We start from the raw sequence: 17727 nt of genomic DNA, 5'->3' as shown, positions 1-17727 counted from the left end.
GTGCCGGCGATTTTTTTGAGCAACTGTCGGGTTACGCGCTCAGCGCATCGACGCCATCCTGTGCACGCAGGCGTGCCGGTTGCGTGTCGCTGACGATGCGCCCGTTGTCGAGCTTCAGCAGACGATCGGCGAGATCGAAGTAGCGGTCGTCGTGCGTGATCACGATCACGGCCTTGCCGCGCGCGCGCAGCTCCGGCAGCAGTTGCTCGTAGAACACGGCCTTGAACGACGGGTCCTGGTCGGCCGCCCATTCGTCGAACAGGTAGACCGGGCGATCTTCCAGGTACGCGACGACGAGCGCGAGCCGCTTGCGCTGCCCGGTCGACAGCGCGCGCGTCGAGAACGCGCCGTCGACCACCTTCACCTTGTGATCGAGCGCGAGTTTCGCGACGAGCGCGTTCGCCCGCGCATCGGCCTGCGCACGCGACGGATCGTCGGGGTCGACGATGCCGAGCAGCGCATCGAACAGGTGGAAATCGTTGAACACCGCGCTGAAGCGCTGCCGGTAGGCCGCGCGCTCGCGCCATCCGATCGTGCGGCCGTCGACCTCGATCGTGCCTTGCTCGGGCTCGTACAACCCGGTCAGCACCTTCGCGAGCGTGGTCTTGCCGCTGCCGTTGCCGCCAACGATGAACACGAGCTCGCCCGGCTTGATCGTCAGGTCGATCGGCCCGATGCTGAACATCCGTTCGTCGCGTTCGTGGAAATACGCGTGCGTGACGCCGCGCAGCGTGACGGCGCCGGCCGGCGGCACGTCGGGCGCATCGGCCGCGGGCGGCACCGTGCGCAGCGCGCCGAACTCGGCCATCACGCCTTCGATCCGCCCGAGCGACACGCGCGCCGCGTTGACGGTCGGCAGGTTGTTCAGCAGGCCGTCGAGCGGCACGAGCATGAACAGGAACACGACGACGTAGCCGGCCGCCGTGGCCGGATCGGCATGCACGCCGAGCTGCGGCCAGAACGATGCGACGCCGAGGAACACGTAGAACAGGAAGATGATCCAGCCGACCCCGACCGCGTACGCGCTGAACGCGCGGCGGCGGTGGTCGCGCACTTCGCCGATCGCGGCGCCGAGCTGGCCGTCGACGAACTGGCGGGCGCGCGCATCGTGCAGCTTCAGCTCCTTCGCGCCGGAGAACAGCGAGCCGAGATAGCCGAACAGGCGGTCCTGCGCCTGGCCGGCGGCTTCGAGCGCCGCGATCGCGCGGCGATCGCCGGTGTGATAGCCGAGCGAGCCGGCGATGATCGCGGCCAGCGCCAGCAGGCACACGGGCCACGACAGCCACGCCAGATAGCCGAGGCAGCCGAACACGATCGAGCCGTGCATGACCAGGTTCGGCAGCGCGAAGAACAGCATCGACACGTTGGTCGCGTCGTCGGTCAGCACCGACTGCACGGGCGCCGCGCCGATCCGCTCGATGTCGCGCAGCTCGGCCGCGCCGACGCGCCGCGCCAGATGCACGCGCAAGCGCGCCATCGTGTCCTGCGACAGGCGGGCGAACAGCGTGCCCGACACGATCCGCGTGACGAGCGCGATCACCGCGCACAGGGCGAAGCGCCACGCGAGCGCCGCGTCGGCGGCGCCCGGTTGCGACAGCGCGCGGTTCAGCGTCGCGACGAGCAGCACGCTCGCGACGCCGTTCAGCACGCACGCGGTGAGCGCCAGCGTGAGCGACACGCGGCTTTCGCGCAGCAGCGCAAGGATCAGGCGCGCCGCGGGGCGGCCGGGGGAAGCGTCGAGGGACGGCGGGGAAGAAGGCTCGTGGGCGGCTGTCATCGGCAACGTCGGTAAAGGGAAGGCAGGCAATCAAGCGGAAACGGCAAATCTGACGCGAAAGCGGCGGGGCGTGCCCCATTCCGGCTTTCCTCCCTGATAGACGAACGGGCCGCGCAAATATTTAGTCCCATCGGCAAAAAAAGCGGCCGCACGCACTTTGCGCGCAAAACGGTAAAAAATCGGCCGCGCCGTTCGTCACACCAGTGAAGCCGCCCCAAGCGGCCCCGAGACTTGGCCGAAGCGGCCGGACCGAAGGACTTCATGCACATGACGAGTTTCCCGACTGCGTTGCATCACCGAATCCGCGAACTGGCGCGCGTCGCGCCCGACGCACCCGCCATCGCGGTGCCTTTCCAGAACGACCTGCGGCTGTCGCGCGGTGCGCTCGATGCGCGTGCATCGCAGCTCGCCCGGCAACTGCGCGCGGCCGGCGTCGGCGCCGAAGTGCGGGTCGGCGTGTGCGTCGAGCGTTCGGGCGAACTGTTCGTCGCGCTGCTGGCCGTGCTCAAGGCCGGCGGCGTATTCGTGCCGCTCGATCCGCGCCATCCGGCCGCGCGCCTCGACTGGATCGTGCAGGATGCGCAACTGCGGCACGGCATCGTCGACGCCGCCGGCCGCGCGGCGCTCGGCACGCCATTCGAACACGCGTTCGACGTGACGGCCGAAGCATCGGGCGTTGCGCAGGATCACGGGTTCGATGACGACACCGTGACCGTGCATCCGCGTTCGGCCGCCTACATGATCTATACGTCGGGCTCGACCGGCACGCCGAAGGCGGTGGTCGTCGAGCATGGGCCGCTCGCCGCGCACTGCGACGCGCTTGCCGCCGCGCTGCCGATCGAGGCGGGCGACCGTCTGCTGCATTTCGCGTCGGTCAACTTCGACGCCGCGCACGAATGCTGGCTCGCGCCGCTCGCGGTCGGCGCCGGCATCGTCGTCGCGCCGCCGCAGCCGTTCGCGCCGGTCGACGCTCACACGCTGATGGGGCGCGAAGCGGTCAACGTCGCCGCGTTTCCGCCCGCGTACCTGCGCGAATTCGCGGCCGTCGCCGCGCGCGACGGCGTGCCGCCGGCCCTGCGCGTGCTCGCGTTCGGCGGTGAAGCGCTGCCGCAGCAGGCGTTCGAATTCGTGCGCCGCACGTTCCCGGCGGTGCGCCTGATCAACGGTTACGGGCCGACCGAAGCCGTGATCTCGCCGATGCTGTGGCCGGTCGAGCCGGGCGAGACACCGGCGCTGGCCGCGGACGACGCGTATGCGTCGCTGCCGATCGGCCGCGTGATCGGCCCGCGGGTCGCACGCATCGACGGCGCCGAAGCCGACGGGGTGGGCGAACTGCTGCTCGGCGGTGTGTGCGTCGCACGCGGTTATCACGGCCGCCCGGCGCTCACGGCCGAACGTTTCGTTCCCGATGCGGATGGTGAGCCCGGCGCGCGCGTCTATCGCACCGGCGACCTCGCACGCTTGCGCGATGACGGCGCATACGATTATCTGGGCCGCCTCGACGATCAGGTCCAGGTGCGCGGCGTGCGCGTGGAGCCGGCGGAAATCGCCGCGTGCCTGCGCTCGCATCCGGCCGTGGCCGACGCGGCCGTGATCGCCGACACCGCCAACGGGCCGACGCGGCTGATCGCGTGCGTCGCGCTGCGCGCGGCGGCCGACGATGCCGCGTTGAAGGCGCACGTGGCCGCACAACTGCCGGCCGCGTGGCAGCCGCACCGGTTCGTGCGTTGCGATGCGCTGCCGTACACGCTGAACGGCAAGCTCGACCGTGCCGCGCTGCGCGAGCGGATTGCCGCCGCGCGCGACACGTCGCAAGCCGCCGGCGATGCGCCGCGTACGCCGACCGAACAGCAGATCGCGGGCCTCTGGCAAACGCTGCTGGGCCTCGACGTCATGCCGTCGCGCGACGATCGTTTCTTCGCGCTGGGCGCCGATTCGCTCGCCGCGATGCAGTTGCAGGCCGCGATCCGTGCGGCCGTGCGCGTGAATCTGCGGCTCGATACGCTGTTCGCCGATCCGTCGCTCGCCGAACTGGCCGACACGGTCGATCGCGCGGAACGCGAAACCGGCGAACCGCTGGTCACGATCGCCGCGCGCCGCGCGCCGGCCGATGCTGCCGCATCGGGCGCGCCGTACGTCGATCGCGCGGCATCGCTCGCCCAGCAACGCTTCTGGGTGCTCGCGCAAACGCGCGACGCCAGCGCCGCGTATCACATCGCCGCACACTGGACGATCGACGGCGTGCTCGACCGCGACGCGCTGCAGCGTGCGCTCGATCACGTGATCGGCCGTCACGAAGCATGGCGCACGACCCTCGTCGACAACGACGACGGCGTCGTGATGCAGCGGATTCACGCGCATCTGCCGGTGTCGATCGCCGCGGTCGACCTGCGCGATCAACCGCCGGCCGCCCGCGACGCGCAAGCCGCGCGCCTTGCCGAGCGCGACGCGGCCGAGCCGTTCGACCTCGCACGCGGCCCGCTGCTGCGCGCGACGCTGGTCGTGCTCGCGGACGACCGTTACCGGCTGCTGCTGACCGCGCATCACGCGATCACCGACGGCTGGAGCTCGCGCTGCGCGTTCGACGAACTGTCGGCTGCGTATCGCGCGTATGCCGAAGGCCGCGAGCCGTCGCTGCCCGAATTGCCGATCCAGTACGCCGACTACGCGGACTGGCAGCGCGACGTGCTGGCCGGCGGCGAGGGCGAGCGCCAGCTCGACTACTGGCGCGGCGCGTTGCGCGACGTGCCGGGCCCACTCGCGCTGCCGGTCGATCGCCAGCCGGGCGCCACGCGCACGCTGCACGGCGCCCGCGTATCGGTGCGTCTGCCCGATGCGGTTGCGGCCGACGTGCGACAACTCGCACGCGACGCCCAGGCGACCGTCTTCACGGTGCTGCTGGCCGCGCTCGACGCATGGCTGTCGCGCCTGACCGGCGAAACGGACGTCGTCGTTGCGGTGCCGGTCGCGCATCGCCAGCGTCCTGAAACGCGCGCATTGCTGGGTCTGTTCCTGAATACGGTCGCGCTGCGCGTACGCGTGGCGCCGACGCTGCGGTTCCGCGCGCTCGTCGACGCGGCGCGTACCGCGGCGCTCGACGCGGTCGCGCACCAGGACGTGCCGTTCGAGCGCGTCGTCGACGCGGTGAAGCCGCCGGTCAAGCGCGGCGACGAATGGCTGCGCGTGAAGTTCGCGCAGCAGTTCGACGCACGGCACGACAGCGTGCTGCCGGGCGCGACGGCGGTCGCGACGCCGGGGCCCGATCTCGCCGCGCGCTTCGACTTCGCGCTGGATTTCACCGACGACGCGAACGGGATCGAACTGGTCGCGGCCTATGCGACCGACTGCATCGATGCCGATACCGCGCGTGCGTGGCTCGACAGCTATGCGGCGCTCGTCGCGGCCGCTGCCCATGAACCGCACGCCACGACGGCCGCGCTGCCGTGCGATGCGTCGGCTGCGTCGCGCCAGCCGCGCGACGGCCGTGCGCTGCGTATCGAACATGCGGACATCGTCGCCGCGTTTGCGCGGCAGGCAGCCGCCTATCCGCATCGCGTCGCGCTTTCCGACGCATCGACGTCGCTGACGTTCGCCGAACTCGACGACGCATCGAACCGCATCGCACGGGCGCTCACGCAACGCGGCGTGGCCGCCGAAGCGGCCGTCGTCGTCTGCATCGAGCGCTCGACACGGTTCGTCGTCGGCCTGCTCGGCGCGCTGAAAGCCGGCGCGCTGGCCGTGCTGCTCGACCCCGCACAGCCGGCCGCGCGTCTCGCCGCGGCCGCCGCCGACTGCGGCGCGCGCTGGGCGCTCGTCGCGGAGCCGGCCGCATGGCCGACCGGCCTCGACGCGCAGCCGCTCGACGTCGACGCGCTCGCGCAGGACGCGACGCTCGCCCACGCGGCCGGCGTGCGCGTCGCGCCGCACCCGGAACAGAGTGCATACCTGATCTATACGTCCGGCTCGACCGGCACGCCGAAGGGCGTCGTCGTGTCGCACGGCGCGCTGGCCGACTACGTGCAGGGGATGCTCGACGAACTCGCGTTCGCGCCCGACGCATCGTTCGCGATGGTCTCGACGGTCGCGGCCGATCTGGGCCACACGACGCTGTTCGGTGCGTTGTGCGCGGGCTGCACGCTGCACCTGCTGCCAGCCGCGTGCGCATTCGATCCGGACCTGTTCGCCGACGAAATGCGCCGCCGCGAAGTCGGCGTGCTGAAGATCGTGCCGAGCCATCTGCAAGCGCTGCTCGACGCGCGCGTGCCGGCCGACGTGCTGCCGCGCCACGCGCTCGTGACGGGCGGCGAAACGCTCACGTGGGCGCTCGTCGCGCGCCTGGCCGCGCTCGCGCCGGCGTGCCGCGTGATCAACCATTACGGGCCGACCGAAGCGACCGTCGGCGCGATCGCGTGCGACACGGCGTCGATTGCCGCCGACGCGCGCGATCCCGCGAGCGGCGTGCCGCTCGGCCTGCCGCTGCCGAATGCGCGCGCGCTGGTGCTCGATGCGTTCGGCGCGTGCGTGCCGGCCGGCGCGACGGGCGAGCTGTATCTGGGCGGGCCGGGCGTTGCGCGCGGCTACCTCGGGCGTCCGGCGCAAACCGCCGAGCGCTTCGTGCCCGATCCGTTCACGCCCGGCGCGCGGCTGTATCGCACGGGCGACCGCGTGCGGTTGCGCACGGACGGCCGCCTCGCATTCCTCGGCCGGATCGACGATCAGGTGAAGATTCGCGGCTACCGCGTCGAGCCGGGCGAGGTGAGCGCGGCCGTGCGCGCGGCCGGCCCGATCGCGCAGGCCGAAACGCTCGCGATCGAGCACGACGGCCGCCTGCGGCTCGCGACGTTCGTCGTGATGCGCGACGGTGCGGCATTCGACGAAGCGGCGGTACGCGCCGCGCTCGCCGCGACGTTGCCCGATTACATGGTGCCCGCGCAGTTCGTCGCACTGGCGCGCCTGCCGGTGACCGCGAACGGCAAGATCGATCGCGCGGCTTTGCGCGAACGGGCAGCCGTGCCGGTTGCGGTCGCGTCCAGCGATGCGCCGCAGGGCGCAGTCGAGACGGTGCTCGCCGACGTCTGGCAGGCCGTGCTGAAGGCGCCGAAGGTCGGCCGCGACGACAATTTCTTCGAACTGGGCGGCGATTCGATCCTCGTGCTGCAGGTGATCGCCCGTGCCCGCAAGCGCGGCGTGCGCTTCACGCCGAAGCAATTGTTCGACGGGCCGACCGTCGCCGAACTCGCGCGCATCGCGAAAACGGATGACACGGCTGTTGCCTCGAAACCTGCGGTTGCGCCTGCAACGGTCACGCCGGCCGCCACCCCGATCCTGACGCCCGCACAACAACGCTTCTTCGCGCTCGATATCCCGCACCGCGGCCACTGGAATCAATCGGTGTCGTTCGATGTGCGCGGCGCGTTCGACGCGGACGCATTCGCACGCGCATTCGACGCGTTGCTCACGCATCACGACGCATTCCGCCAGCGCTTCGCACGCGGCGCGGACGGCACGTGGTACGCGAGCGATGCGGCGAAGTCGTACGACGCGCTGCCGTTCGTCGAAGTCGCCGCACGCGACGAAGCCGACGCGCTGGCACGCTTCGACGCGTTGCAACGCCGTCTCGACCTCGGCAACGGGCCGCTCGCCTGCGCGTGCGCGGCACGGCTGCCGGACGGTTCGACGCGGCTCTATCTCGCGATTCACCATGCGATCGTCGACGGCGTGTCGTGGCGCATCCTGCTCGACGACCTCGACACCGCCTACCGCGCCGCATGCGAACGCACGTCGGTCCGCCTGTCGCAGCCGGGCCTGCGCGCGGACGCCTGGGCTGCACGGCTCGCCCGCGCGGCAACGGAACCGGCGTCGCCGTTCGCAGGTGAAGCCACCTACTGGGCCGGCATGGCGCAGGGCGACGACATCGTGCCCGATCACCCTGGCGCAGCGGCGACGAACGCCGATGCAGCCGTCGTCGTGCAGACGATCGACGTGGCATTGACCCGCGCCGCATTGACCGACGCGCACGCGGCCTATCGCACGCAGACGATCGAACTGCTCGGCGCGGCGCTCGTGCTGGCGCTGGCCGGCGCGCGCGGCGCCGCATCGTGCCGGGTCGAACTGGAAGGACACGGCCGCGAAGCGCTGTTCGACGACGCGGAGGCCAGCCGCACGATCGGCTGGCTGACGAGCCATTACCCGGTGACGCTGCCGGTCGCAGCGACGGCCCGCGACACGCTGTGCGCGGTCAAGGACACGCTGCGCGCGGTGCCGCACAAGGGGCTCGGCTTCGGCGTGCTCGCGCACTTCGGCGACGCGGCCACGCGTGCGGCGCTGGCTGCCGTGCCGCGTCCGCGCGTCACGTTCAACTATCTCGGCCAGTTCGATGCGCCGCGCGATGCGACGCTCGTCCCGCGTTTCGGCGGCACCGGTGTCGAGCGCGATCCCCAAGGGCCGCTCGGCAACACGCTCGCGATTCATGGGTACCTCGACACGGACGGCGACGGCGCGCGCACGCTGAAGGTGCACTGGGTCTACGGTGCGCCGCAATTCGAACGCGCGACGATCGACGCGTTCGCCGACCGCTTCGCGGCCGCGCTGCGCGAACTCGTCGATGCATGTGCGTCACGCGTCGCGCATCGCGGCGCCGGCGCGACGCCGGGCGATTTTCCGCTCGCGCAGGCCGCCGGTCTCACGCAGGCCGCGATCGAACGCGCGCCGCTCGACTGGCGCACGATCGACGACGTGTATCCGCTGTCGCCGATGCAGCAGGGCATCCTGTTCCACGCGCTGTTCGCGCCCGGCCACGCGAGCTACGTGAACCAGCTCGTCGCGACCGCCACCGGGCTGGACGCCGACCGGCTCGCGGCCGCGTTCGACGCGTCGGTCGCGCGTCACGACATCCTGCGCACGAGCGTGATGCCGGACGAAGCCGCGCCGCTGCAGTGCGTGCATCGTCACGCACGCATGCCGGTCGAACAGCTCGACTGGCGCACGCGAGGCGACACGCTCGACGCCGACTTCGACGCATGGCTCGCGGCCGACCGCACGCGCGGTTTCGACTGGCGCGAGCCGCCGCTGATGCGGCTCACGCTGATCCGCGTGACGGACGACGCGTGGCGGGTCGTCTGGACGCGTCACCACGTGCTGCTCGACGGCTGGAGCACCGCGCGCCTGCTCGCCGACGTGCTGCGCGACTACCGCGACCCGGACGCCGTGTCGCCGTTCGCGAGCCGTCCGGCGCTGCGCTATCGCGATTTCATCGCGTGGCTCGGCACGCGCGAGCGCGACGCCGACGAGCGCTTCTGGACCGGACGCCTGGCACGGCTCGACGCACCGACGCTGATCGCGGAACGCACGGCCGACCGCGCGGATGCCGAGATGGTCACGTGGCGCGCGACGCTCGATGCCGACACGACGGCGCGCGTCGCGCAGACCGCCCGCGCGCTGAAGCTGACCGTCAACACGCTGGTGCAGGGCGCATGGGCGCTCGCGCTGCAGCGGATGACGCACCAGCCGGCCGTCGCGTTCGGCGCGACCGTCGCCGGCCGCCCCGACGCGCTCGCGGACGTCGACTCGGTGCTCGGTCTGTTCATCAACACGCTGCCGGTCATCACCGCGCCGGCGCCGCAGCAACGCGCGGCCGACTGGCTGCAAACGCTGCAGCGCGAGAACGCGGCGGCCGCCGAACACGCACACACGCCGCTCGCCGACATCCAGCGTTGGGCGCGCGGGTCGGGCGGCGCACTGTTCGACACGCTGGTCGTGTTCGAGAACTATCCGGTGGACGACACCGCACGGGATGCCGATCCGCGCGCGCTGGCGTTGAGCGGCGTACGCAGCATCGAAGCGACCGATTTCGCACTGACGCTCGTGATCGAGAGCGGCGCCGAACTGACGATCGACTACGGCTACGACACCGCACGCGTCGACGCGCGTCAGGTCGAAACCTGGCACCGCGCGTTCGCTTGCGCGCTCGATGCGCTGGCCCGCACGCCGGACGCGCTGCTCGGCACGCTGTCGATCGCCGACGACGCGACCCGCGACGCGCTGGTGCGCGCGCAGGACACCGCACGGACCTGGCCGATGAAACAACGGCAGCCGCTGCATCTGCAATTCGCCGACGCGGCACGGGCGACGCCCGACGCGATCGCGCTCGAATACGCGGACGCGCACGGCCGCGTGCAGCGCGCGACTTACCGCGAACTCGACGCCGCTACGTCGCGCATCGCGGCCGTGCTGCGCCGGCGCGGCGTGCAACCCGACACGCCGGTCGCGCTGTGCGTCGAGCGCTCGTTCGACATGGTGATGGCGCTCGTCGGCGTGCTGAAGGCCGGCGCCGCGTATCTGCCGGTCGATCCCGACTATCCGGCCGAGCGCATTGCATACCTGCTGCGCGACGCGCGGCCGGCCGTCGCGATCACGCAGGCGCATCTGCGCGAGCAGGTCGAGGCCGCGCTGGGCGAGGGCGCCGATACGCAACTGCTGACGGTCGCGGATCTGCTGGCCGACGAAGCGAGCGATATCGACGATGAAACCGCGGCGACCGACGACGCACAGCTCGCGTACCTGATCTACACGTCCGGCTCGACCGGCAAGCCGAAGGGCGCCGGCAACACGCACGGCGCGCTCGCGAACCGGATCGCGTGGATGCAGCATGCGTACCGGCTGACGCGCGACGACGTCGTGCTGCACAAGACGCCGTTCGGCTTCGACGTGTCGGTGTGGGAATTCGTGTGGCCGCTGGCGATCGGCGCGAAGCTTGCGATCGCAGCACCCGGCGACCACCGCGACCCAGCCCGTCTGGCCGCCGCGATCCACGCGCACGGCGTGACGGTGCTGCACTTCGTGCCGTCGATGCTTGCCGCGTTCGCCGCGCATCTCGACGATTTCTCGGCCGCCGCGCAATGCGACAGCGTGCGCCTGATCGTCGCGAGCGGGGAGGCGCTGGCGCCCGAACTCGTCGCGAAGATGGCGCGGTTGCTGCCGAACGCGACGCTCGTGAACCTGTACGGGCCGACCGAAGCCGCGATCGACGTGTCGCACTGGACCTGCGGCCCCGACGACGCGCATGCGGTCGCGGTGCCGATCGGCCATCCGATCGCGAACCTGCAACTGCACGTGCTCGACGCCGCATGGCAGCCGGTGCCGGCCGGCGCGACCGGCGAACTGTATCTCGCGGGCGCAGGCCTCGCGCGCGGCTATCTCGGCCGCCCGGCGCTGACCGCCGAGCGCTTCGTGCCCGATCCGTTCGTGCCGGGCGCCCGCATGTACCGCACCGGCGATCTTGCACGCCGGCGCGCGGACGGCGCGCTCGACTACCTCGGCCGCGTCGACACGCAGGTGAAGCTGCGCGGCCAGCGGATCGAGCCGGGCGAGATCGAGGCGCTGCTGCGCGCGGCGCCGGGCGTCAACGATGCGGTCGTGATCGTGCGCGACGAGCAACTGATCGGCTATGTCGCCCGCGGCGACGCCGGCCCGCTCGACCGTGCAGCACTGCTCGACGCACTGCGCGCGCAACTGCCGGCGTACATGGTGCCGTCGCAGCTGATCGAGCTCGACGCGTTGCCCGTCACGCCGAACGGCAAGTGCGACCGCCATGCGCTGCCCGCGCCGGTGCGTGAAGCAACCGAAGCCGTCGAACTCGCGACCGACACCGAACGCGCGCTCGCCGACATCTGGCAACGCGTGCTGCACGTGGACGCGATCGGCCGCGACGGCGATTTCTTCCTGCTCGGCGGCCACTCGCTGCTCGCGACGCAGGCCCACGCGCAGGCCAACCTGCACTGGGGGCTCGCGCTGCCGCTGCGCACGCTGTTCGACACGCGCACGCTGGCGCGCTGCGCGGAAGCGATCGACGCGGCCTGCGCGGCACGCGGCGCGACCGATGCGGCGAGCGCGATCGACGCGCTGCTCGGCGAACTGGAAACCCAATAAGGACGACGGATGACGAAGGTTCAACCCGACTGGCTGGCGCTCGCGACGCGTTTCGCGCAACTGCCCGACGCGCAGCGCGCGGTCTTCATCGACAAGCTCGGCGCGGCCGGCATCGACTTCCGCGTGCTGCCGATTCCGCCGCGCACGCCGCGCAGCGACCGCGTGCCGGCATCGTTCGCGCAGACGCGGCTGTGGCTGCACGCGCGGCTGATCGATGCGCCGGACGCGTATCACATCACCGAGCGCCTCGCGCTGACGGGCCCGCTCGACGGGCATGCGCTGCGTCTCGCGTGCGATGCGCTGATCGCGCGCCATGAGGCGCTGCGCACGACCTTCGACGAAGCGCAGGACGGCGTCGCGCAGACGATTCACGCGCCGTTGCGCTGCCCGTGGCGCGAAACCGATCTCGAAGCGTTGCCGGACGCGCAGCGCGCAGCGCGCGCGGAAGCCGTCGCGACGGCCGACGAAGCCGAACCGTTCGATCTCGGCACGGCGCCGCTCGTGCGTGCGCATCTGATCCGCCTCGACGCGACGCATCACTGGCTCGCACTCACCGTGCATCACATCGTGTCGGACGGCTGGTCGTCGGGCGTGATGCTGTACGAACTTGCGGCGTTCTATCGCGCGTATGCGTCGGGCGAACCGGTGCCGCTCGCGCCACTGCCGATCCAGTACGCCGACTACGCGCTGTGGCAGCGCCGCTGGCTCGATGCCGGCGAGCGCGACCGTCAGCTCGCGTTCTGGCGCGAGCGGCTCGACCCGCAGCGCGGCGTGCTGACACTGCCGGGCGCGACCGCGCGGCCGGCCCGTCGCAGTGCGCGCGGCGCGCGTCATGTGTTTTCGCTCGACGCGCGTATCGGTGCGCAGTTGCGCGCATTCGCGGCCGCGTCCGGCGCGACGCCGTTCGCCGTGCTGCTCGCCGCGCTCGATGCGCTGCTGGCGCGCGCGACGGGCGACGCACGAATCTGCGTCGGCGTGCCGGCCGCGAACCGCGAGCGCGCGGAAGTCGCCGGCCTGATCGGCTTCTTCGTCAACACGCTCGCGATCGACGTCGACGTGCCCGCGCACGGCGATTTCTCGTCGCTGGTCGCGCGTACGCAGCGCGCACTCGTCGACGCGCAGATGCACCAGGACGTGCCGTTCGAGCAGGTGGTCGATGCGCTCGGCGTGCCGCGCAGCGCGAGCCACCATCCGCTCTTTCAGGTGATGGCCGCGTATGGCGAACGCCGCGCGCTGCCAGCCCTCGGCGCGGCGTCGGCCGCGTTGCTGCCGTCCGGCACGCCGTCCGCGAAATTCGACCTGACGCTGTCCGTCGAAGCGACGCCGGACGGCACGTTCGACGCCGCCTTCATCTACGCGCTCGACCTGTTCGACGCGGATGCGATCGCGCGGCTGGCCGCACGCTTCGTCACGCTGCTGACCGACGCGCTCGCGCGCCCGGATCTGCCGATCGGCGATCTCGACTGGCTGCCTGCCGACGAACGCGCACAGCTTTTCGCATGGAACGCGCCGGCCGGCGCGACCGAGGCCGAGCCGTTCGTACCGGTGCATGCACGCATCGCCGCGCATGCACAGGCGCGGCCCGATGCACGCGGCGTCGCCGATATCGATCGCGCATTGACGCGCGGCGAAGTCGACGCCCGTGCGGCACGTTTGGCGCGCCATCTGGTGGCGGCCGGCGTCCGGCCCGAAATGCGCGTGGGCGTCGCGTTGCAGCGCTCGGTCGACCTGCTCGTCGCGCTGATCGCGGTGCTGAAGTCGGGCGCCGCGTTCGTGCCGCTCGATCCGGCGCACCCGCGCGAACGGCTCGCGCAGATCGTCGGCGATGCGGCCATCGCGCACGTGCTGACCGACGCCGCGAGCGCCGCGTCGCTGCCCGACTTGCCAGAACTGCGCATCTGGCGCGCGGACGCAATCGATGCGCTCGACGAAGCCGCGCACGTCGCGCTGCCGGACGTGCTGCCCGGCCACGCGGCGTATGCGATCTACACGTCGGGTTCGACCGGCAAGCCGAAGGGCGTGATCGTCGACCACGCGTCGTTCGCGCTGCATTGCGCGGCGATCGCCGAGCGCTACGGCGCGGGTGAAAACGACGTGTTCCTGTTGTTCCAGTCGGTGAATTTCGACGGCGCGCACGAAGGCTGGTTTTCGCAATACATGTCGGGCGCCGCCGTGTCGGTGACGGCCGACGTGCTGTGGCCGCCCGCGCAGACTTGCGCGATGATGATCCGCGACGGCGTGACGATGACCTACGTGCCGCCCGGCTGCGCGGCCCAGCTCGCGGAATGGGCGCTCGCGCACGGCGCACCGCCGACGCTGCGTTCGCTGACCGTCGGCGGCGAGGCGACGTCGCGCGAGGCGTTCGCGATGCTGCGCCGCGCGCTGCCGAACGTGCGCGTGGTCAACGGCTACGGCCCGACCGAAACCGTCATCACGCCGACGCTGTGGATGTTCCGGCCCGGCGACGAGCTCGCGAAGCTCGGCGACGCCGCGTATCTGCCGATCGGCACGCTGGTCGGCGCGCGCACCGCGCACGTGCTCGACGCGCGGCTGCATCCGCTGCCGGTCGGCGTGATCGGCGAACTGTACCTGGGCGGCGAGGGCATCGGCGTGGCGCGCGGCTACCTCGACCGTCCGGCGCTGACCGCCGAGCGTTTCGTGCCCGATCCGTACGGCGCGCCGGGCGCGCGACTGTACCGTACCGGCGACCTCGTGCGGCGCCGCGCGGACGGCGTGTTCGATTTCATCGGCCGCGTCGATCACCAGGTGAAGCTGCGCGGCCTGCGCATCGAACTCGGCGAAATCGAAGCGCAACTCGCCGCGCACGATGCGGTGCGCGAAGCCTGCGCGGTCGTGCACGGGCAGGGCGCGCTCGCGCAGCTCGTCGCGTACGTCGAGCTGACCGCCGAAGCGCAGGCCGCGCAGCCGGTCGAAGCCGCGATGCTCGACGCGCACTTGCGCCGCACGCTGCCCGATTACATGGTGCCCGCGCAACTGATCGTGCTCGACGCGCTGCCGCGCAACGCGAACAGTAAGGTCGACCGTGCGCGGCTGCCGGCGCCGGTGCGTGTCGAGCGCGCGTACGAGGCGCCGCACGACGGCGACGAAGCCGCGCTCGCGGCGATCTGGTGCGACGTGCTGAACCTGGAGCGGGTCGGCCGCGGCGATCACTTCTTCGATCTCGGCGGTCATTCGCTCGCCGCCGTGCGTGTCGCGACGCGCGTGGCCGAACGGCTCGGCCGCGACGTGCCGGTGCGCGCGCTGTTCGAGGCGCCCGTGCTCGCACAGTACGCGCGGCAGGTGGCCGATGCGCCGCGCGCCGCGCATACCGGCGCCACGGCGCCGGGCGTCGCGGTGGCCAAACCGGATGCGCACGGCGTGTGGCCGCTGTCGCCCGCGCAGCTCGGCCTGTGGTTCCTGTGGCGCGCGCAGCCGGACAGCGCCGCGTACAACATTCCGGTCGCGCTGCGTGTGCGCGGCCCGCTCGACGTCGATGCGCTGCGCGCCGCATTCGCGGATGCGGCGGCCGTGCATCCGGCGCTGCGGGCGCGGCTCGTCGTCCGCGACGGCGCGCTTCCGGGCCAGCGGATCGACGCAGACGTTGCCGTCGACCTGCCGGTGATCGACCTGTCGGTGCACGCCGATGCGCTGGCCCGCGCGGCCGCGCTGACCGACGAGGATGCGCTCGCGCCGTTCGACCTCGCGGCCGACGCGCCGCTGTGGCGTGCCCGCGTGTTGCGACTCGGGGCGGACGATCACGTGCTGTCGGTGACGATCCATCACATCGTGTCGGATGGCGAATCGATCGAGCTGTGGTTCGACGCGGTGCGGGCCCGCTATGTCGCTCGCGTGCAGCGCGGCGCCGCACCGGTCGACGAAGCCGTCGAACCGGCCGCCCAACCGCTCGTGCTGCCCGCGCCGTGCCATCCGGCGCGCGTCGCGTACTGGCGCGATGCACTCGCCGACCTGCCGTCGCGCGTGTTGCCGCAGCGCACCGATGCGCCGGCCGTGCCGCAATGGCGTGCGGCCCGCATCGCGTTCGAGTTCGATGCGCAGCTGATTCGCGCCGCGCGCGACGCCGCGTCGGCCTCGCACGCGACGCTGCCGATGCTGCTGCACGCGGCGCTCAACACGGCACTGTTCCGCACGACGGGCGTGGCCGACCAGCCGGTCGGCGTGCTCGCGTCGACGCGCGAACTCACGGGCGACGCGGCGCGTACCGCGCTGGGCCTCTTCATCAACTCGGTCGTCGTGCGCACGCGGATCGACCCGGCCGCGCGCCGCGCCGACGTGCTGGCGCAAGTGCGCGACACGGCGCTCGCCGCGTATGCGCATGCCGACGTGCCGTTCGCCGACGTCGTCGCCGCGCTGCGTGCGCCGCGCGCCGCGCAGGCCAATCCGCTGTTCCAGGTGATGTTCAACTACCTGCGCCCGACCGGCGCGGCCGCACGCGATTGGGCCGGCCTGTCGCTGGCCGGATTCGACGACGTGCGTCATCGCGTCGTGTTCACGCTGGAACTGGACGTCGTCGAGCATCCGGACGGCCGCGTGAGCGCCGCGTTCTCGTATGCGGACGAACTGCTCGCGCGCGATTTCGTCGAGGCGCTCGTCGATCTGTATCACGACGAAGTCGCGCGTTTCGCCGGCGCATCGGAAGCGGCGCTCGGTGCACCGGATGCGCACGCAGCCAAGCCCACTTCGTTCGACGCGCGCACCAATGGCGCAACCCGGCCGAACGCAACGCCGTCGCATGCGGCCGCCGTGCTCGCCGCGCTGTGGTCGGACACGTTCGCGACGGCCGCCCCCGAGCCCGATGCGGACCTGTTCGAAGCCGGCGCGACGTCGTTCGACGTCGTGCGCTTCGTCGACGCGGCCGGCCGTGCCGGCCATGCGCTGACGGTGGCCGACGTGTTCGCGGCGCCGACGCTCGCGGCCCTCGGCGCGCGGCTCGATGCGCACGCGGAAACGGGGCAGGAGGCGCGCCATGCTGGCTGAAGTGCGTCCGGACGGATTCACGATGCTCGATACCTACCGCCTCGCGTTCGCGGACGGCCTGTTCGCCGTGCGCGACGGCGTGGAGATCCGCGTCGCGCAGGGCGACGGCATCGGCGCGCAGTTGCTGCGCGCACAGCTCGGCGACGACGGCGCGCTGCGCCTCGTCGCCTACAACCATCGCGCGGCGCCGGCCGACCAGCGGCGCGCGCTGCTGGCCGCACTGGCCGCGGCGTTTTCGGACAGCGCGCGCCACGCGGCGATCCGGCTCGACCCGGCCGCATGGCCGGCCGTCGCGCTCGACGCGCTGCGCGCGAGCGGCGTGCTGGCCGACGGCGGCCGCTGCCTGCGCGACGGCTGGGCGCAACAGGCCGACCTGTGGCGCGTCGGCCCGTCTCTGCCGTGCGCGACGCTGCCGACGATCACCGACGGCCGGCGTCATCCGCGCCGGCCGCCCGCACCGCACGGCGACGTCTATGCGCGCGATCTGCCGGCGCTCGGCGTGCGCTTCACGCTGCGCGGCTGGCAGCCGGCGGAGGACACCGAGCGGCTCGCGCGCTGGTTCGACGAGCCGCGCGTGCGCGACGGCTGGCCGGGCGCGCAGCCCGTGCAACGCGGCACGGAAGGCCCGCAGGAAGCCGATCCGCACGTGACGCCGCTGGTCGGCTGTTTCGACGGCGAGCCGTTCGCGTATTTCGAGGCGTTCTGGCTGAAGGAGGACGCGCTCGGGCCGCACGTCGCGGCGCGCGACTACGACCGCGGGCTGCGGATGCTGGTCGGCGAGCCGCGCTGGCGCGGCGCGCACCGCGTGGCCGGCTGGCTGCCGTCCGTCGTGCATTACCTGTTTCTCGACGACCTGCGTACCGAAGCGGTCGGCTGTGCCGTTCCGGCCGGCCACACGCGGGTTGCCGACCATCTCGCGCGGCATGGCTTCGCGCGGCAGCGCCGTCTCGCGCTCGCCGACGCGCAGCCGCTGTGGATGCGCACGCTGCGCGAGACGTTCTTCTCCGGCCGTCACGTCTGACGGGCCG

The 17727-nt window shown here is 72.1% G+C and carries 4 protein-coding genes; 3 read left to right on the top strand and 1 reads right to left on the bottom strand.

Annotated features, from left to right (window positions below; genetic code table 11):
* Positions 1 to 31: 31 nt before the first annotated feature.
* Entirely contained in the window at positions 32 to 1777 is a 1746-nt protein-coding gene (locus tag BLS50_RS00100; RefSeq protein WP_074799876.1) for a cyclic peptide export ABC transporter, read from the bottom strand.
* A gap of 267 nt (positions 1778 to 2044) precedes the next feature.
* Between BLS50_RS00100 and BLS50_RS00095 the strand changes: the two genes are divergently transcribed.
* Genes BLS50_RS00095 through BLS50_RS00085 form a run of 3 tightly spaced genes read left to right on the top strand, consistent with a single transcriptional unit; the run spans position 2045 to position 17720 of the window.
* Positions 2045 to 11704, top strand: coding sequence for a non-ribosomal peptide synthetase (locus BLS50_RS00095; protein ID WP_074802730.1), 9660 nt, complete (start codon positions 2045 to 2047; stop codon positions 11702 to 11704).
* 9 nt (positions 11705 to 11713) lie between these two features.
* Positions 11714 to 16699 carry a non-ribosomal peptide synthetase gene (locus BLS50_RS00090; protein ID WP_074799874.1) on the top strand — a complete coding sequence of 1662 codons (4986 nt, stop codon included), beginning with the start codon at positions 11714 to 11716 and terminating at the stop codon, positions 16697 to 16699.
* A complete protein-coding gene (locus tag BLS50_RS00085; RefSeq protein WP_074799871.1) occupies positions 16689 to 17720 on the top strand; it encodes a GNAT family N-acetyltransferase in 1032 nt (343 codons plus the stop codon). Before BLS50_RS00090 ends, BLS50_RS00085 begins: the two co-directional genes overlap by 11 nt.
* Positions 17721 to 17727 lie beyond the last annotated feature (7 nt).

The sequence above is a fragment of the Burkholderia orbicola genome, assembly GCF_900100915.1.
GTDB lineage: Bacteria > Pseudomonadota > Gammaproteobacteria > Burkholderiales > Burkholderiaceae > Burkholderia > Burkholderia orbicola.
This window is presented reverse-complemented; position numbering and strand designations above follow the sequence as displayed.